The organism is Bacillus sp. 9.4 (assembly GCF_055486415.1).
Genome location: NZ_JBVFMU010000001.1, coordinates 1,114,757 through 1,133,081, shown reverse-complemented (window position 1 = coordinate 1,133,081; position 18,325 = coordinate 1,114,757). Strand labels below are relative to the sequence as shown.

Here is an 18,325-nt window from a genome sequence, read left to right as displayed (position 1 = left end):
AATAGGGGTTCAATGATGACAATTTTAATTATGGAGGCAATACTATGTGTGGATTTGTCGGGGTTTTTAACAAGCATCCGTTAGCTCAAACCGCTGATCAAGAAGAACTAATCAAACAAATGAACCAAATGATCGTTCACCGCGGTCCTGACAGTGATGGATATTTCCATGATGAGCACGTCGGCTTCGGATTCAGACGGCTCAGCATTATTGATGTAGAAAATGGCGGACAGCCTTTATCATATGAAGATGAAACATATTGGATTATCTTTAACGGAGAAATCTATAACTATATTGAACTGAGAGAAGAACTTGAAGCAAAGGGGTACACATTCAACACGGATTCGGACACAGAGGTTCTTCTTGCGACTTACCGTCACTATAAAGAAGAAGCGGCGTCCAAACTGCGCGGTATGTTTGCCTTTCTGATTTGGAATAAAAACGATCATGTGCTTTATGGGGCAAGAGATCCATTCGGCATTAAACCGTTGTACTACACAACGATCAATGATCAGGTTTATTTTGCCTCAGAGAGAAAAAGTTTAATGGTTGCTCAGAATGATATTGAAATAGATAAAGAGGCATTGCAGCAGTACATGTCTTTCCAATTTGTTCCTGAACCAAGCACACTTGATGCCCATGTGAAAAAAGTAGAGCCGGGTTCACAGTTCACAATCCGCCCGGACGGCGATATCACATTCAAAACGTATTTCAAAGCGAACTTCAAGCCGGTTCAGACTGAAGAAGACAAGCTTGTGAAAGAAGTCAGAGACGCGATCTATGACTCTGTAAACGTTCATATGAGAAGTGACGTTCCTGTCGGTTCATTCCTGTCTGGCGGGATTGATTCTTCCTTTATTGTGTCTGTTGCGAAGGAATTTCATCCAAGCTTAAAAACATTCTCTGTCGGCTTTGAACAGCAGGGCTTCAGTGAGGTTGATGTAGCGAAAGAAACGGCAGCGGCGCTGGGCATTGAAAATATCAGCAAAGTCATTTCGCCTGAGGAATACATGAATGAGCTTCCGAAGATCGTATGGCATTTTGATGATCCGCTTGCTGATCCGGCAGCGATTCCGTTGTACTTTGTTGCAAAAGAAGCGAAAAAACATGTAACGGTTGCTTTATCAGGTGAAGGAGCGGATGAGCTCTTCGGCGGATATAACATTTACCGTGAACCGCTTTCGCTTAAACCGTTTGAACGGATTCCGTCCGGCTTGAAAAAGATGCTTCTGCACGTTGCTGCTGTTATGCCTGAAGGTATGAGAGGAAAGAGCCTGCTTGAGCGCGGCTGCACTCCGCTTCAGGATCGTTATATCGGTAACGCGAAAATCTTTGAAGAGTCTGTCAAAAAGCAGCTGTTGAAGCATTATAATCCGAACCTTTCATATCGCGATGTGACGAAGACTTACTTTACAGAAAGCAGCTCGTACAGCGATATCAACAAAATGCAGTATGTCGATATCCACACTTGGATGCGCGGCGACATTTTGTTAAAGGCGGATAAAATGACGATGGCGAATTCTTTGGAACTGCGTGTGCCGTTCTTGGATAAAGTCGTATTCGACGTCGCTTCAAAAATTCCTGATGAGCTGAAAACGAAGAACGGCACGACGAAGTATCTTCTTCGCAAAGCCGCTGAAGGAATTGTGCCTGAGCACGTATTAAACCGCAAAAAGCTCGGTTTCCCTGTACCGATCCGTCATTGGTTGAAAAATGAAATGAACGAATGGGTGCGGAATATTATTCAGGAAAGCCAAACGGATGCTTATATCCATAAGGATTATGTCCTTCAGCTTCTTGAAGACCATTGTGCGGACAAGGCTGATAACAGTCGTAAAATCTGGACTGTACTGATCTTTATGATCTGGCACAGCATCAATATTGAAAAACGGTATATGCCTGAAGAGCTGAGCCATCAGCCTAAAGAAGTCATCTTTGTGTAACAGACAACAAGGCTTTCGAGTAGTCGAAAGCCTTGTTGTTATCCTTTTATTTCTCCATCATCATTGGTTTACCCAATTCATACGGAATATTCAGAAAAATGATTTAATGATATTTTTTTCTAGGGGAGAAGAAGCATGCAAAAACAAAAACAAGAGCTGCACCGCGGACTCGAAGAAAGGCATATTTCTTTAATGTCTTTAGGAGCTGCTATAGGAGTAGGGTTGTTTCTCGGCTCCGCATCAGCTATTCAATTAGCAGGGCCTGGTATTTTGGTAGCGTATGCCGCAAGCGGCCTGGTCATGTTTTTTATTATGAGAGCGCTTGGGGAAATGGCCATTCAAAAACCGGTCGCAGGCTCCTTCAGCAGGTATGCGCGTGATTATTTGGGACCGCTTGCAGGCTATTTAACAGGGTGGAACTACTGGTTTTTATGGGTTGTCACCTGTATGGCCGAAATTACTGCTGTCGGCATCTATATGGGGTTCTGGTTTCCGGACGTGCCAAACTGGATTTGGGCATTATCGGCGCTGGTCATTATGACGGGTGTTAATTTCCTGGCTGTCAAAGCTTACGGTGAGCTGGAATTTTGGTTCGCATTGATTAAAATTGTTGCGATCTTATCCATGATTGCTGTCGGTTTATTGATGATTATTGCAGGAGTCGGTAATGGGGGCATTGCAACTGGAATCAGTAATTTGTGGAACAACGGAGGATTTTTCCCTCATGGTTTAAAAGGGGTTCTATTGTCTCTTCAAATGGTCATGTTCGCCTATTTAGGGATTGAAATGATCGGGGTGACGGCTGGCGAGGTGAAAAACCCGCAAAAATCGTTAGCCAAAGCAATTGATACAGTATTTTGGCGGATTTTGATTTTTTATGTAGGCGCTTTATTCGTCATTATGTCTATTTATCCGTGGCAGGAAATTGGCTCTCAGGGAAGCCCATTTGTTCTCACGTTCCAAAAAGTGGGCATTCCATCAGCTGCAGGCATCATTAACTTTGTCGTGTTGACAGCCGCGCTGTCTTCATGCAACAGCGGTATTTTCAGCACAGGGCGGATGTTGTTTAACTTGGCGGAACAGAAAGAGGCCCCACAAGCATACGGTCAGCTGACGAAAGGCGGCATCCCGGGTAAAGCTGTTCTGGCTTCTGCGGGCGCTTTATTAGTCGGAGTGCTGTTAAACTACGTTGTCCCTGCGAAGGTATTTACCTGGGTTACAAGTATTGCGACGTTCGGAGCGATTTGGACGTGGGCGATCATTTTGCTTTCTCAAATCAAATACAGGAAAAGTTTGAAGCCTGAAGAAAAGAAACAATTAAAGTACAAAATGCCTTTATTTCCGTTTACGTCTTATGTGTCATTGGCATTTCTAACATTCGTTGTCATTCTTATGGCTTACAGCCCTGATACAAGAGTAGCCGTGATTATCGGGCCGATATGGTTTCTCATCTTGCTGGCTGTGTACTATGGAAAAGGGTTTCACAAAAAAAATGCGGCTGCTGCCAGCGAACGAAATATCAGCTGACAAAAAGAGCTCCCAGTGGGCTCTTTTTGTGTGTGCTCATAGAAAATAGAGAACAGGAAAGAATAGGTATGTGTTTTTGCAGAGGCTGTTTACAGTTTTGTGATAAGATAAAAGTCATACGTTTCATGCTATATTTGAACGTTTTATGGAAAAATCGAAACCCGAACTGTTATGACGTCCGGGTTAACGATGGTTATTGCTTTCAAATATAATTTGAAAAATGGTAAAGTAAGACGAAGCAGGTCTTATGTTTGTTGAAGAAATTTATAATATTGGCCCTTTTCTACATATTCTGACCGTATTCTTTGCATATCTTTTCGGTCTTCTTCCGTCAAAGGGCGGATGACTTTTGCAGGGCGGCCAAAGGCGAGATGGCCAGGCGGAATGATTTTTCCGGGCGGGACAAGACTGCCGGCACCAATAAAAGCGCCTTCGCCAATTTCGGCTCCGTCTAAAATGATTGAGCCCATGCCGATTAAGGCGTTCTTGCGGATAACAGCGCTATGAAGTGTAACCTGATGGCCTATCGTGGCGTCATCTTCAATGAGTAGCGTCTTGTTCGGGCTTTGATGAAGGCAGCTTAAATCCTGGATATTGACTCTGTTTCCGATTCTGGTCGGTGCAACATCTCCCCTTATGACAACAGAAAACCAAATGCTGGACTGTTCTCCGATAACGACATCACCGGTAATTGTTGCATTATCAGCTATAAAGGCTGTTGGGTGGATATCTGGCTTGTGTTCCTTATAAGGGTAGATCATAAGATTCATCCTTCTTTCTCTATTTAAATTTCGTATGAGGTGAAGAGCATGTGGACCTGGAAAGCAGACAGACCTGTTGCAGTGATTGTAATCATTCACGGGGCAAGTGAATATCACGGACGATATAAATGGCTGATTGAAATGTGGCGGTCTTCGGGTTATCACGTTGTCATGGGCGATTTGCCTGGACAGGGAACAACGACAAGAGCGAGAGGGCATATTCGCTCGTTTCAAGAATACATTGATGAAGTAGATGCTTGGATAGATAAAGCGCGAACCTTTGATCTGCCGGTTTTTCTGCTAGGTCACAGCATGGGCGGTCTGGTCGCGATTGAATGGGTTAAACAGCAAAGAAATCCCCGGATTACGGGAATTATTTTATCATCACCGTGTCTCGGACTGCAAATTAAAGTCAATAAAGCGCTTGATCTTGCATCAAAAGGCCTGAATGTCATCGCTCCGTCACTTAAGGTTGATTCGGGATTATCAATTGATATGGCGACGCGCAATGAGGACGTCATCGAGGCTGACCAAAATGATTCGTTATACGTCAGGAAAGTTTCTGTCAGATGGTACAGAGAGCTTTTAAAGACAATTGAATCGGCAATGGTGCCGACAGAGGCATTTTTGAAAGTTCCGCTTCTTGTGATGCAAGCCGGTGATGACAAGCTTGTTGACAAAACGATGGTCATCAAGTGGTTTAATGGTGTTGCTTCTCATAATAAAGCATACAGAGAGTGGGAAGGGCTTTACCATGAGATCTTCAATGAACCCGAGAGAGAAGATGTCTTTAAAGCAGCAAGAGCGTTTACTGATCAATATATTTGAACTAGTAGGGGGTGCATGTGTTGACAGTACCGGAACATCCTTTTGGATTGATGGCAAAGGTATATCGAGATATTTTTCCGCTCGTTCATCAAGAGCTGGACATATGGAAGCAAAAATCAGAATCGATTCATAACAGTGAATTGAAAGCACAGGCAACCGCAAGTATTCGAGACAAAACGTTTCACTGTGAAGGCGGCGGCATACTGGCCTTATTGTCAGGCAGCCAAAAGCAGAAATGTGTCGAGTTTATCATCGCGTATCAAACGATTAGTGATTATTTGGACAATCTATGTGACCGCAGCACCTCGCTGGACCCGCAGGATTTTCGGATGCTCCATGCCTCAATGCAGGACGCACTGACAGTGGGAGCGGAACTGCAAAATTATTATCAATTCAGGGAAGAACAGGATGACAGCGGATATCTGCACGAACTGGTCAAAACGTGCCAGCGTGTCCTTGGTTCCATTGAGCACTATGACATGATTAAACCTTATCTGCTTGAACTGTGCGGCTATTATTGCGATTTGCAGGTGCATAAGCACGTTATTGAGCATGAGCGTGTTCCGCGGCTTGAAAAGTGGTTTACTCAATATGAATCAGAGCTGCCTGAGATGGAATGGTATGAATTTTCAGCCTGTGCAGGCTCAACGTTAGGCATTTTCTGTCTGGTTGCGTATTCGTTCCAGCCTGATTTCACAGAAAGCACCGCTAAAAAAATCCGCGACAGTTATTTTCCTTACATACAGGGTCTTCATATTCTTCTTGATTATTTGATTGATCAAGAGGAGGACTTGCTGGAAGGAGATTTGAATTTCTGCTCGTATTATCAGTCTCATGAAGAGATGATGAATCGGCTTGAACACTTTATCCATAAAGCCGACGAGCATTTACAAGGCATTCCGCATGAAAACTTCCATCGTTTAATCAATCGCGGCTTGCTTGGTGTTTATTTGTCGGATGATAAAGTGGCAGGCCAAAAGGAAATGGGCCGGCTCGCAAAGAAGCTGATCAAAGCCAGCGGAAAAACCTCCCTTTTCTTTTATATCAACGGCAGAGCCTACCGGAAATTTCAAAAAATGTCCTGGATGAAAAACTCAAAGAAAAAAGCTCAAATCATTTGCTGATCTGAGCTTTTTTTTCGATGGCGACAATAAATGGCGGGTCATTTTGCTGATTGATAAATCCGTATGTTAATACACGGGCTGATTGCTGGTCCAAGTCCCGGCAAAACTCAAGCACGTCGTTTTTTTCAGCTTTGCCTTCCGGGTGGCCATGATAGACGACGAGAACAATCAGACCTTCATCTTTCATGATGCTGAGAAGCTGTTCAATTGCTTTGATCGTGGAACTTCCGTTTGTCGTAATTGATTTGTCCCCGCCCGGCAAATAGCCGAGGTTAAATACCGCGGCCGCCACTTTGCCATGTGTTTCAGGCGGGAGGGATTCAGCGATTTTGTCATGGCTTTTGTGAAATAACGTTGTTCGCGCTTGATACATGTCACCGAGCCGTTCCTTTGTATTGGCCACGGCTGATTCTTGGATGTCGAATGCGTACACATGGCCGTTTTCACCAACAAGCTCCGCTAAAAACTGTGTATCATGTCCGTTACCCATTGTCGCATCTACGACAATATCTCCTTCTCCCGCGGCCATTTTCAGCAGTTCTTTGCTGTAAGGAAGAATTTTCTTCAAAATCATAGCGCTGATTCCTCCTCAAGGCGCTGAAAGAACTTTCCTTGATAGCTGCCTCGATTTTCTAGCTCTTTATTAATGGCGCCAAGCACTTCCCATTTGTTGACGCTCCACATTGGCCCGATCATCAACTCAATCGGTCCGTCACCTGTAATGCGGTGGACGATCATTTCAGGCGGAATGATCTCAAGCTGATCGCACACGAGCTGCACATAATCATCTTGAGAAAGAAATTCCAGCTTGCCCTTTTCATATTGCTTGACCATCGGCGTGCCTTTCAGTAGGTGAAGCAGATGGATTTTAATGCCCTGGACGTCCAAATCTGCGACGGCCTTTGCCGTTTTCATCATCATGTCCCGGTCTTCCAAAGGCAGCCCGTTGATAATATGCGAGCAGACACGTATGCCGTGTTTTCTTAATTTATTGACGCCTTCCACATAGCAGTTAAAATCATGTGCGCGGTTGATCAGAAGTGCAGTCCGTTCATGAACTGTTTGAAGCCCAAGCTCCACCCACAAATACGTACGTTCATTCAGCTCTGCCAAGTAATCAACGACATCATCAGGCAGACAGTCCGGGCGTGTGGCGATCGAAATGCCGACCACATCATCAAGCGCTAGCACTGATTCGAATTTTTCGCGAAGCACTTCAACCGGCGCATGCGTGTTGGTGAAAGCCTGAAAATAAGCGATGTATTTGCCGTCCTTCCATTTTTCGTGCATGCGGTTTTTGATGTCATGGAATTGCGTAATTAAATCATCGGCCCGGTTTCCGGCAAAATCGCCGGAGCCTGCTGCGCTGCAAAAAGTACAGCCTCCGTGGGCTACGGTGCCGTCCCGATTCGGACAGTCAAAACCGCCGTCTAGCGCTACTTTAAACACCTTATGGCCGAAATGTTCTCTGAGATGATAATTCAATGTATGATAGCGTTTTTCCGTATTTGAATAAGGAAAAGGATTGTTCTGCATCACAATTCATGTGCCTCCTTGCGTACGATTGCATCCTAAAATTGTAGCACGCATTTCACAAGAGAACAAATGAATATCGACCATAAATTACTTTATTGAATAAAGTCAGATGAGGCTACAATATGAATGATGGATGATTTCCATTACCAAGAGGAGGGGTTACTGTGGCAACAAGACAATCAGTAGATGAACATCTCCAGCAATGTATGCAGGCCTATGATTATGCTGAAGAACAGCTGAAAATCGCTTCTAAACAAGAGCATTATAACGATCAAGAATATAGTGATGCACAAATGCAGCTAGAAGATGCGGTAAATGCCTTGAATAAACTATGGCTGTCGTCAAATGATCAGCAAAGAGAACAGCTGTACAGAATGAGACTTCAGCTTCAATCTTTGCAAAATAATATGATCCTGCAGCACCCTCTTGATGTGTAGGAAAACGGACCCTTTTAAAAGGGTCCGTTTTTTTGTAAAAAAAGGATTGACTTTGTGAGTCAAAGTATTTATTGTATTAAGTGTACTAATTGAAGTAATACACTGTAGACACTAATATAAAATCATTTATATATTGACATTAAGGGAGGCAGTTATGAAACATAAAAAACGAAACAAACGTAACGTGCCAATGCTGATTGCGGCATCTGTGATCGCTTGTTCTTTTTTTCTTGTTCTCGTGATGATCGGTTTTGAATGGCAAAAAAGTATAATTGATCATTTTTATCTATAAAAGGTTCAGATCGTATAGAAAGTAGGGAAGTAAATGATTCAAATCGATCCAAGAAGCTCAACACCCATTTACGAACAAATTATTCAGCAAATGAAAGAGCTTTGTTTGAAAGGGATCATGAAGCCTGGTGATAAGCTTCCTTCTGTCAGAGAATTGGCAACGATCATTATTGCGAATCCGAACACTGTCAGCAAAGCGTATAAAGAACTTGAGCGAGAGGGGATTATTGAAACGCTGCGGGGCAGAGGGACCTATATATCGGAGAATGCAAAAACGACACTGGTTGAAGGGAAGATGACGATGATTAAAGAGCAACTCAAACAGCTCATCATCGATGCACACTATGCAGGGGTTGAGCTGGAAAAACTGCACGAATGGATAAAGGAAATCAGCGCTGATGTGAAGGGAGGCAAAAAAAATGATTGAACTGCGGCAGCTGTCAAAAGCGATTGACGGCAATCAAGTATTAAAAGATGTTTCATTAACAATCGAAAAAGGAGAAATCTTTGGATTGCTTGGACGCAATGGATCGGGCAAAACGACGATGCTTCGCTTAATCCAGCAAATCATTTTCGCTGACAGCGGAACGATTTTATTTGACGGCGTAGAAATCAAAAAGCACCCGAAGGTCAAACAAAATATCATCTACATGCCTGTTCAAAATCCTTTTTACGATAAGTATACATACAAGCAGTTAGTCGATATTTTGAGAAGAATATATCCGAAATTTGATGTCACGTACGCGAATGAGCTGATGAACAGGTACGAAATTCCGGAAACGAAAAAATATCGCGAACTGTCGACAGGCTTGAAAAAACAGCTGTCCCTCGTTCTGTCGTTTGCGGCGAGACCGGCGCTGATTCTCCTGGATGAGCCGACGGACGGTATTGATGCGGTAACTAGACATGATGTGCTGCAGCTGATGGTCGATGAAGTGGCTGAGCGTGATACGAGCATCCTGATCACTTCCCATCGCCTTGAGGACATTGAACGGATGTGCAACCGAATTGGTTTTCTCGAAGATAACAGACTGACCAACGTCATGGATCTTGATGAGTTAAAAGAAGAATACATTAAAATTCAAATGGCCTTCGATACAGATGTCAATTTGGCCATCAGAGAGCAAAACATTCCGATGCTCGATCAGGCCGGCGTGTTTTACACAGTGCTGATTCCGAAAAGCGATGAGGAGAAAAAGAGCTTTTTGAGAGAGCTGAAGCCAAAAGTATGGAATGAGATTCCTGTCAACCTGGAAGAAGTGTTCATTGCGAAGTTTGGAGGGAAGCGGAGATGGTAGACCGAGGTCTCCTCTATCGAGAGTGGAAACAGAATCAAGTGGTGATTTTGTTAAGTATCGCGTTTTTAGTATTGGCAAATCCGCTTTCTATCATTAATACGTATTTGTCTTATCAAGGGTGTCTGGCTCATCAAGACCCGCAATATTGTGAATTTATTGTGAATTATCATAGGAGCAATCTAATAGATATCAACTGGGTGCCGGGGGTCATTTTGGCGGTCTGCTTCCTCGGAATGGAACGTTCGAAAGGCACGATGGATTTTATATTAAGCCTCCCATATAACAGAAGCCAAATTTTTCAGACGAAATTTTGGTTAGGCGGTTTCGTGATTGTGCTGTCGCAATTAATTGGCTTTTTATTTGCGTGGCTGCTGATTCTTGTCTATAACCCTGAACACGTCTACTTTTTTGAGCACAGCAGCGTTGGAGTAATTGTGATTAGTTTTATGGCTTATTGTTTGTTGACGGCTGCTGGTGCATTAACGGGGAATGTTTTTGCCCAGTTATTAACGGCATTTGCTGCTGCGGTATTGCCGTATTTAATTGTTGCATTGCCGGTTGGAAACTTTGAAGTTGTTTTTGGTGTGAATATATGGGAAATGTTCCCTTCCCCGGAGGTGTATTTCTCTCTGACGAGCAATTTATTATATCTTGTGCCCATTGGTTATGTTGCAAGTGACTGGCTTATCGATAGTAAATATATTTTAATGATTCCAGCTGCCATGAGCATTCTGTTTTACTTGATTGGTTTGATAAGCTTCAAAAAGCATCCCAGTGAACGAAACGGACACTTTTTCTTATGGAACAGATTAGACCGTCCGGTGCAAATTCTGGTTATGGCTTTCGGCATCCTTGGATTTGGTTTATTTGGATACTATACCGGACATTCCATTATTGGTTATATTTTGGGTATGATCATTGGGGCAGTGGCTGGATTCTTTGTGAGCTACTTCTCTATTTATAAGAAAACAAAAGTGTAAGAAATGCCTTAGGTTTGGAGGGAAGTGAGTTGCCGGATTCAGGACTGCTTTACAAAGAGTGGCGGCAGAATAAAGTCGCCTTAGTTATCACCATTTTGGTTTTTATATTGGGTAATCCATTATCAATTTTAAATATGTATCTCATCTATCAAGGCTGTGTCACTGGAAAAGAAAATTGGGTCGGCCCCTGCGTATTCAGCGTTGATTATTTAAACAGCTCATTTATCTCATTGTTTTGGATTTGGGGAGTCGTTTTGGCGGTCAGCCAGCTAGGGATTGAACGAAGCAAGAGCTTTTTTGATTTTACATTAAGCCTTCCGTATACAAGAGGGCAGATATTTCATGCGAAGTTCCTTACTGGCGGAATGGTGATTGTGATACCGCAACTCATAGGTTATGTTTTATCTGTTTTGCTGATCATGCTTTTGAAGCCTGATCAGGCCGTTTATTTTCACAATTACAGCCTTGGAATGATCATCATCAGCATGCTGGCTTATTCGCTAGTTATGGCAGGAGGAGCTCTGACAGGAAATATTTTTGCCCAGCTTTTGGTCTCATTTACCGTGGCCATTTCGCCATTTTTGCTCATCAGCCTGCCTGCGATCAACCTGGAGATCCTTTTTGGCGGATCAATAGATTTTATCCATGGTCCAGTACCTAAATGGGTGCAGTATTTCATTCCGATAATTTATGTAGACTCGAAATGGGCTGAGAATTCACCATATTATTTAGTCATTCCGGCTATCATGACTATCATTTTTTACATCATCGGCTATATTAGCTTTGTCAAACTGTCAAATGAAAGAAACGGATATTTCTTCTTATGGAAGCCGCTTAACCGCCCGGTGCAGATCATCGTCATTATTATAGGAATCATGGGCTTCGGCTACTTTGGATTTGCGGCAAGCGAGAGCTTTGCAGGCTATCTCATTGGCATGGGCGCAGGCGGGGTCATCGGGTTCTTGATCAGTTATTTTGCGATTTATAAAAAAATGAAACTTTTGTAAGGGAGAGAGAACATATGATTGATGTTCAGCATATCGACCATTCTTTCACGATCGGAAAAAAGGGCCGTGAGAATGAAGTTCCAGTATTGAAGGATGTTTCATTGAGCGTGGCGAAAGGTGAGATCGCCTGTATTGTCGGGCGAAGCGGCTCAGGGAAATCAACGCTTTTGAATTTGATTTCCGGCTACATATCGCCGACAAAAGGGCGGATTGTCATTAATGGCACTGATGTTACGGGGTTTAATGAAAAGGAATGGGCGCAATTTCGGCTTGACCATTTCGGGTTTATTTTCCAAAGCTTTCAGCTCATTCCGGGCTTAACGACGTATGAGAATGTGGAAATGCCGCTGGCGTTAAAAGGAATCAAGCCATCTGAGCGGAAGCAAAAGGTGCAGGACATGCTGAAACGCGTCGGTCTGGAAAACCACGCCGCTCATTATCCGAATGAACTGTCAGGCGGCCAGCAGCAGCGTGTCAGTATTGCTCGAGCGTTGATTTTAAATCCTTCGATTATCTTAGCGGATGAGCCGACGGGAAGCCTTGATTCAGAAACGGAACATGAAGTGCTGGAATTGATCCAGCAGCTGAATCGTGAGCGTGGCATTACATTTGTGATCATTACTCACGATGATGAAGTCGCTTCTATCGGACATTCAAAATTTCAGCTTCATGATGGTGTGCTAAAAGGAGGAATTACCGTTGAGGTTTAAGGATCAGGTTCATTTTATCAGAAGAAATATGAAGAAAAACAGACTTCGCGTCTTTATGACGATTCTTGCAACAACAATGGCGTGTGCGTTTTTGGTTGTGCTGTCGTCCGTTGGGTTTGGGATTCAAAAGACAATTACAGATATGACAATGAGCCAGCAGGTTGTAACGAAAGTCAGTGTAATGGGCAAGGAAGGAGACAAGCCTATTAAAAAAGCTGATTTAGAGAAGTATGATCACGTAAGGTCAGTTGTAGAAAGAACGCAAGTGTATGAACCAAACAAAGCTACTTTAGGCAATCGTACAAATGAAAGCTCAAATCTCATTTTTACTAATATGAATGATGAATTAAAGGCCAATATGGAATTGGAAAAGGGAAGAGTCGCAAAGTCGGAAAATGAAATCGTAGTAGGATACGACTTCGCAAAGAGATTATTAACGAAAAAAGAATCGGAAGATTATAACAAAAAAATCGAGGAAGCAAAAGGAACTCCAGAAGATATAAAAGAACCAAAGGGCTATACGAAAGATATTCTGAACAAAACAATAGAACTAAGTGTATCGAAGACAGATCCTAAAACAGGGGATGTTATAAAAACAAAAACATATGACTTTAAAATTGTCGGTATTACAAAAAAACCATCTCAAGACTGGATGGAGGACTCAAACATTTTTATCAGTGATCAATTCAAAAAAGATTTTTCGGAATTCTTAGATTTCAAAGACGGAAATGTTGAAACTAAGATTGGCGTTTTTGCTGATAAGTTTGAGAATGTGGAACAGCTGACAAATGATCTAACAGATGACGGGTACTATGTCACATCAGTGACTACCGAACTTGAGGGGGCCAACACCTTCTTCATGGTCTTCAAAATCGGACTGATCTTTGTCGGATGTATCGCAGTTATCATTTCAGCGATCGGCATTTTTAACACGATGACGATGGCGGTGACAGAGAGAACGCAAGAGATCGGCATTATGAAAGCGATTGGGGCGAGTCCGTCTATCATTCGCCGAATGTTCCTGATGGAAAGCGCGTATATCGGGATTTTAGGCTGTGTGATTGGAATTATCATTTCCTACGGCGTCAGCTACCTTGTCAACCTGGCCGTTCCGATGATTCTCGCGGCCACAAGCGGAGGCGATGCGGGCGACTTGAATTACACATTCTCCTACATCCCGGCGAGCCTTGTGATCATTGCCGTTGTGATTTGCGGAGGGGTCGCAGTCATTTCCGGAATGAACCCGGCGAGAAAAGCAACCAAAACCAACGTGCTGACAGCGTTGAGAAGAGAATTATAATGCGAACGAGCCGGCTGAAACAGCCGGCTTTTTCTATAGCGCATGCTGGCGTTTTGCTATACACTTGATAAAAAAGGAAAAAGTGCGGTGAGTTGATTGTTTAAACTTTTGCTGATTGAAGATGATGAATCGCTGTTTCATGAAATCAAGGATCGTTTAACGGGATGGTCCTATGATGTATACGGCATTCAGGATTTCAGTCAGGTGCTGCAGGAATTTGCGGCGGTTAATCCTGATTGTGTCATTATTGATGTACAGCTGCCTAAATTTGACGGTTTTCATTGGTGCCGGCTGATCCGCTCCCGGTCAAATGTTCCGATTCTCTTTTTATCCTCCCGGGATCATCCTGCTGATATGGTGATGTCTATGCAGCTCGGGGCAGATGACTTTATTCAAAAGCCATTTCATTTTGATGTGCTGATCGCGAAAATCCAAGCGATGTTCCGGCGTGTGCACCATTATAATACGGAGCCGAGTACGATTAAAACGTGGTGCGGCGCTGCTGTAGACGCGGAGCAGAACCTCGTCAGCAATGACAAAGGATCTGTTGAACTGACCAAAAATGAAATGTTCATTCTAAAACAATTAATAGAGCAAAAAAACAAGATCGTCAGCCGGGAAGAGCTGATCAGAAGCTTGTGGAACGATGAGCGTTTTGTTAGTGATAATACGCTGACCGTCAATGTCAATCGCCTGCGAAAAAAACTGGACGCCCTGCAGCTTGGCGCATATATCGAGACAAAGGTGGGCCAGGGCTACATCGCGAAGGAAGAGGACAAGTTTTATGATTAAAGCATTCCTTATCGAAAGGCGGAGCTGGATTGCCGCGTTTTTGTTTCAGCAGGCTTTGATGCTGTTCATTGCTTTTGTCGATCCTTCCATATCATTCGGGAATGTACTTTATATGGTGTATTTGTGCATCTTGTTTTTTATCATATTCCTTTGGTTCCGCTATCGGAAAGAAACAGCGTTTTATAAAAGCTTGAAAACATGGGAGAACAATCTCGATGTGACAGCCATAAATGAACCGGAAACGCCGTTTGAAGCAATGGTTGAAAGAAGCATTGCCGGGCAAACAGAACACTTGAAGCAGACCGCAGCACGGCATCGCTTAGCATTGGAAAATGAAAAAGATGAGCTGATGGCATGGATCCATGAGGTCAAAACCCCATTAACAGCGATGCATTTAATCATTGATAGAATGGAAGAAAAAGCACTGAAATCCCAGCTGTCATATGAATGGCTGCGTATTCACCTGCTTCTTGATCAGCAGCTTCATCAAAAACGCATTTCATTTATTGAAAACGACCTGTCAGTAGAATTCATTCAGCTTCAGCCTTTGATCTTTAAAGAAATCAAAGATTTACAATCGTGGTGTATCCAAAAAGGGATCGGTTTTGACATACAGCTCGATGCCAAAGAAGTGCTGAGCGATGCAAAATGGCTGGCGTTTATCATCAGGCAGCTGCTGACAAACGCGGTGAAATACAGCGAAGCCTCTGAAATCGAGATCAAAAGCTTTCAAAAAGGGGAACAGACGCAGCTCCAAGTGAAAGACTGTGGCAGGGGCATTGATCCAAAAGATGTACCGCGTATTTTTGATAAAGGGTTTACATCCACAACGGATCACCATGATCAAGCGTCAACTGGCATGGGGCTGTACTTGGCAAAAAAAGCAGCGGCGCCGTTATTGATCCTTATTGATGTTGAGTCGGAGTTTGGTGCGGGGACAGTTTTTACATTAACCTTTCCAATACGGAATCAATTTGAACATGTCATAAGCGTGTGACGAAAATGTCACATGCTTTTCTTTTTTGTTCGCCGTATCGAAGGAAAAGCCCGGCATTCCTTTTTATAATGAGATTATCCAATATAAAGGAGACTGCGTAAATGGTGATTTTAGAAGCGAATAAAATTCGAAAAAGTTATGGAAACAAGCTGAATAAACAGGAAGTGCTGAAGGGCATCGATATTCACATTGAAAAGGGCGAATTCGTCAGTATTATGGGTGCTTCCGGGTCGGGAAAAACCACTTTGCTCAACGTTCTGTCCTCAATCGATCAGGTCAGTCACGGAACCATTCATATTAATGGAAATGACATGACGGCTATGAAGGAAAAGCAGCTGGCTGAATTTAGAAAACAGCATTTAGGCTTTATCTTTCAGGATTACAATTTGTTAGACACATTGACAGTGAAAGAGAATATCCTTCTGCCTTTATCGATCACGAAACTATCAAAAAAGGAAGCCAATCGCAAGTTTGAGGAAGTTGCAAAGGAACTGGGAATATATGAATTGCGGGATAAATACCCGAATGAAATTTCCGGCGGCCAGAAGCAGAGAACATCCGCTGGAAGAGCGTTTATTCATGACCCGAGCATTATTTTCGCTGATGAACCGACCGGCGCGCTCGATTCGAAATCGGCCTCCGATCTATTAAATAAGCTGAGCCAGCTCAATCAAAAACGCAACGCGACGATTATTATGGTTACCCATGATCCCGTCGCTGCCAGCTACTGCGGCAGAGTCATTTTTATTAAGGACGGGCAAATGTATACACAGCTGAATAAAGGGGGCCAGGACAGGCAAACGTTTTTCCAGGATATTATGAAAACGCAAGGCGTGTTAGGCGGGGTGCAGCATGAACATTAATCAGCTCATCCTGCGAAATTTGAAAAAGAATCTCCGGAATTACTATTTGTATGTGTTTGCGCTCATCTTTAGCGTGGCGCTTTATTTCGCCTTTGTCACGCTGCAGTATGATCCAGCAATTAACGAAGTGAAGGCTTCAATCAAGGGAGCCGCGGCTATTAAAACCGCTTCGATTTTGCTTGTGGCTGTAGTGGCGATCTTCATTTTATATGCCAATACGATTTTTATTAAGAGACGGAGCAAAGAAATCGGGCTGTTTCAATTAATTGGAATGACGAAGCATAAAATTTTTCGCATCTTAAGTGCAGAAAATGTCATGCTGTATTTCGGTTCATTAGCGATCGGGGTAGCGGCCGGGTTTTCGATATCGAAGCTTGTCTTAATGATTCTGTTCAAAATTGTCGATGTCAAAGCGGATGCGAAACTGCATTTTTCTGAGCAGGCCTTGGTCCAAACGGTCATTGTGTTCTGCGGCATTTACCTTTTGATCATGATCATGAATTATACGTTTATCAAAAAACAGAGTATTTTATCTTTGTTTAAAGTAACGTCCTCCACTGAAGACAAAGTAAAGAAAATATCATTTTTCCAAATGATAATCGGCGCTTTAGGCATCGTGTTGATTTTGACAGGATACTATGTGTCTTCTGAGCTGTTTGGCGGAAAATTTAAGACCATTAATGAACTGTTTGGTGCGATGAGCTTCATTCTGGGGAGCGTCATTATCGGGACGTTTTTGTTTTATAAAGGATCAGTTACGTTTATCTCGAATATCATTCGAAAAAGCAAGGGCGGCTACTTAAATATTTCTGAGGTTCTGTCACTGTCATCGATCATGTTCAGAATGAAATCGAACGCGCTGCTGCTGACGATTATTACAACCGTTTCAGCGCTCGCCATCGGGCTGTTATCTCTTGCTTACATCTCGTATTACTCGTCGGAAAAGACCGCTGAACAAAATGTAGCGGCTGATTTTTCATTCATGAATGAGAAAGATGCCAAGTTATTTGAAAACAGTTTGAGTGAAAGCAACATCTCGTTTGTAAAAAAAGCAACACCTGTCCTGCAAGCAAATGTTGACATTGCAAATATCATGGATGGAACTCCGAAAGAGATGCAGGGCGATCCCGGCAATATGCAGCTTGCTGTTGTTAGCGACAAAGATGTAAAAGGAGTCGATGTGGCGGCTGGAGAAGCCGTTTTCTCAGGATACACCGACTTGCTGCAAAAAATAATGGTTTTCAAGGACTCTGGTGTTATTAAAGTAAAAAGCAAGCATGAGGCGCAGCCATTAAAATATAAAGGATTAAGAGAAGAGTTTCTTGTATCCTACACGTTTACAAGCGGGGGCATGCCCGCTGTCATTGTGGATGACAGCCTGTTTAAACAGCTGGACAAGGATAAAGACCCCCGCATTCAGCTGGCGCAATCTACATTTATCGGCGTCAATGTGAAACATGACGATCAAATGGAAAAAGCAAATGAGCTTTTTCAACAGGTGAACAAGAAAAACGAGCATTTATCAAGACTGGATACAAGCGCTGCGCAAAAATCACTGTTTGGTATGGTGATGTTCATCGTCGGCTTCTTAGGGTTAACGTTCCTGATTACATCAGGTTGTATCCTTTATTTTAAACAAATGGGAGAAAGTGAAGATGAAAAACCGAGCTATACAATTTTAAGAAAACTCGGCTTTACGCAGGGCGACCTGATAAAGGGGATACACATCAAACAAATGTACAACTTCGGCATTCCGCTCGTTGTCGGCCTCTTCCACAGTTACTTTGCCGTCCAATCCGGCTGGTTCTTATTCGGATCAGAGGTATGGGCGCCTATGATTATGGTGATGGTGTTATATACTGCGCTCTACTCCATTTTTGGTTTTCTGTCAGTTCTTTATTATAAGAAGGTCATTAAATCGTCGTTGTGAA

At 43.1% G+C, this 18,325-nt stretch carries 19 protein-coding genes; 16 read left to right on the top strand and 3 right to left on the bottom strand.

Features of this window, described 5'->3' with window-relative positions; all coding sequences use genetic code 11:
• Positions 1–44 precede the first annotated feature (44 nt).
• Together asnB and alaP are read left to right on the top strand one after the other, a co-directional pair.
• Positions 45–1,943, top strand: coding sequence for an asparagine synthase (glutamine-hydrolyzing) (asnB, locus tag ACZ07B_RS06545; RefSeq protein ID WP_004398625.1), 1,899 nt, complete (start codon positions 45–47; stop codon positions 1,941–1,943).
• A 135-nt stretch (positions 1,944–2,078) separates the two neighbouring features.
• Complete coding sequence (gene alaP, locus ACZ07B_RS06540) at positions 2,079–3,470, top strand: alanine permease AlaP (protein ID WP_038429497.1); 1,392 nt, start codon at positions 2,079–2,081, stop codon at positions 3,468–3,470.
• A gap of 245 nt (positions 3,471–3,715) precedes the next feature.
• On the opposite strand, the gene ACZ07B_RS06535 is transcribed toward alaP, so the two are convergent.
• On the bottom strand, positions 3,716–4,231 hold the full coding sequence (locus ACZ07B_RS06535) for a gamma carbonic anhydrase (RefSeq protein WP_004399093.1): 516 nt from the start codon (positions 4,229–4,231) through the stop codon (positions 3,716–3,718).
• Positions 4,232–4,279: 48 nt separating this feature from the next.
• On the opposite strand from ACZ07B_RS06535, the gene ytpA reads away from it, so the two are divergent.
• Together ytpA and tbcS are read left to right on the top strand one after the other, a co-directional pair.
• On the top strand, positions 4,280–5,059 hold the full coding sequence (ytpA, locus tag ACZ07B_RS06530) for a phospholipase YtpA (protein ID WP_004398545.1): 780 nt from the start codon (positions 4,280–4,282) through the stop codon (positions 5,057–5,059).
• 20 nt (positions 5,060–5,079) lie between these two features.
• Positions 5,080–6,183, top strand: coding sequence for a tetraprenyl-beta-curcumene synthase (gene tbcS / locus ACZ07B_RS06525; RefSeq protein WP_033882168.1), 1,104 nt, complete (start codon positions 5,080–5,082; stop codon positions 6,181–6,183).
• On the opposite strand, the gene mnmM is transcribed toward tbcS, so the two are convergent.
• On the bottom strand, positions 6,173–6,757 hold the full coding sequence (mnmM, locus tag ACZ07B_RS06520) for a tRNA 5-(aminomethyl)-2-thiouridylate-methyltransferase MnmM (RefSeq protein ID WP_014480625.1): 585 nt from the start codon (positions 6,755–6,757) through the stop codon (positions 6,173–6,175). The genes tbcS and mnmM overlap by 11 nt on opposite strands.
• On the bottom strand, positions 6,754–7,722 hold the full coding sequence (gene mnmL / locus ACZ07B_RS06515) for a tRNA modification radical SAM protein MnmL/YtqA (RefSeq protein WP_134982070.1): 969 nt from the start codon (positions 7,720–7,722) through the stop codon (positions 6,754–6,756). The genes mnmM and mnmL overlap by 4 nt, the downstream gene beginning before the upstream one ends.
• A 161-nt stretch (positions 7,723–7,883) precedes the next feature.
• On the opposite strand from mnmL, the gene ACZ07B_RS06510 reads away from it, so the two are divergent.
• The 12 genes from ACZ07B_RS06510 to bceB all read left to right on the top strand — a co-directional run bounded on the left by ACZ07B_RS06510 (position 7,884) and on the right by bceB (position 18,324).
• Complete coding sequence (locus tag ACZ07B_RS06510) at positions 7,884–8,156, top strand: YtzC family protein (protein ID WP_003229117.1); 273 nt, start codon at positions 7,884–7,886, stop codon at positions 8,154–8,156.
• Positions 8,157–8,310: 154 nt separating this feature from the next.
• Positions 8,311–8,448, top strand: a complete 138-nt coding sequence (locus tag ACZ07B_RS06505; protein ID WP_003229119.1) for a hypothetical protein — start codon at positions 8,311–8,313, stop codon at positions 8,446–8,448.
• Between the two features lie 33 nt (positions 8,449–8,481).
• The gene (gene ytrA, locus ACZ07B_RS06500; RefSeq protein ID WP_003229121.1) at positions 8,482–8,874 is read left to right on the top strand and encodes a GntR family transcriptional regulator YtrA; all 393 of its coding nucleotides are present in this window, start codon (positions 8,482–8,484) and stop codon (positions 8,872–8,874) included.
• Positions 8,867–9,745 carry an ABC transporter ATP-binding protein YtrB gene (gene ytrB / locus ACZ07B_RS06495; protein WP_130571831.1) on the top strand — a complete coding sequence of 293 codons (879 nt, stop codon included), beginning with the start codon at positions 8,867–8,869 and terminating at the stop codon, positions 9,743–9,745. The genes ytrA and ytrB overlap by 8 nt, the downstream gene beginning before the upstream one ends.
• Positions 9,739–10,725, top strand: coding sequence for an ABC transporter permease YtrC (gene ytrC, locus ACZ07B_RS06490; protein WP_327826924.1), 987 nt, complete (start codon positions 9,739–9,741; stop codon positions 10,723–10,725). The genes ytrB and ytrC overlap by 7 nt, the downstream gene beginning before the upstream one ends.
• A 29-nt stretch (positions 10,726–10,754) precedes the next feature.
• Positions 10,755–11,732, top strand: a complete 978-nt coding sequence (gene ytrD / locus ACZ07B_RS06485; protein WP_217019384.1) for an ABC transporter permease YtrD — start codon at positions 10,755–10,757, stop codon at positions 11,730–11,732.
• Between the two features lie 14 nt (positions 11,733–11,746).
• Positions 11,747–12,442, top strand: coding sequence for an ABC transporter ATP-binding protein YtrE (gene ytrE / locus ACZ07B_RS06480; RefSeq protein ID WP_003229129.1), 696 nt, complete (start codon positions 11,747–11,749; stop codon positions 12,440–12,442).
• Positions 12,432–13,742, top strand: coding sequence for an ABC transporter permease YtrF (gene ytrF, locus ACZ07B_RS06475; protein WP_217019385.1), 1,311 nt, complete (start codon positions 12,432–12,434; stop codon positions 13,740–13,742). Before ytrE ends, ytrF begins: the two co-directional genes overlap by 11 nt.
• A 96-nt stretch (positions 13,743–13,838) precedes the next feature.
• Positions 13,839–14,534 (top strand): two-component response regulator BceR, encoded by a 696-nt coding sequence (gene bceR, locus ACZ07B_RS06470; protein WP_004399109.1) that lies wholly within the window; start codon positions 13,839–13,841, stop codon positions 14,532–14,534.
• Positions 14,527–15,531 (top strand): two-component sensor histidine kinase BceS, encoded by a 1,005-nt coding sequence (gene bceS, locus ACZ07B_RS06465; RefSeq protein WP_015384427.1) that lies wholly within the window; start codon positions 14,527–14,529, stop codon positions 15,529–15,531. Before bceR ends, bceS begins: the two co-directional genes overlap by 8 nt.
• Positions 15,532–15,632: 101 nt before the next feature.
• Positions 15,633–16,394 carry a bacitracin ABC transporter ATP-binding protein BceA gene (bceA, locus tag ACZ07B_RS06460; RefSeq protein ID WP_003229137.1) on the top strand — a complete coding sequence of 254 codons (762 nt, stop codon included), beginning with the start codon at positions 15,633–15,635 and terminating at the stop codon, positions 16,392–16,394.
• Complete coding sequence (gene bceB / locus ACZ07B_RS06455) at positions 16,384–18,324, top strand: bacitracin ABC transporter permease BceB (RefSeq protein ID WP_217019386.1); 1,941 nt, start codon at positions 16,384–16,386, stop codon at positions 18,322–18,324. Before bceA ends, bceB begins: the two co-directional genes overlap by 11 nt.
• The last annotated feature ends 1 nt before the right edge of the window (position 18,325 follow it).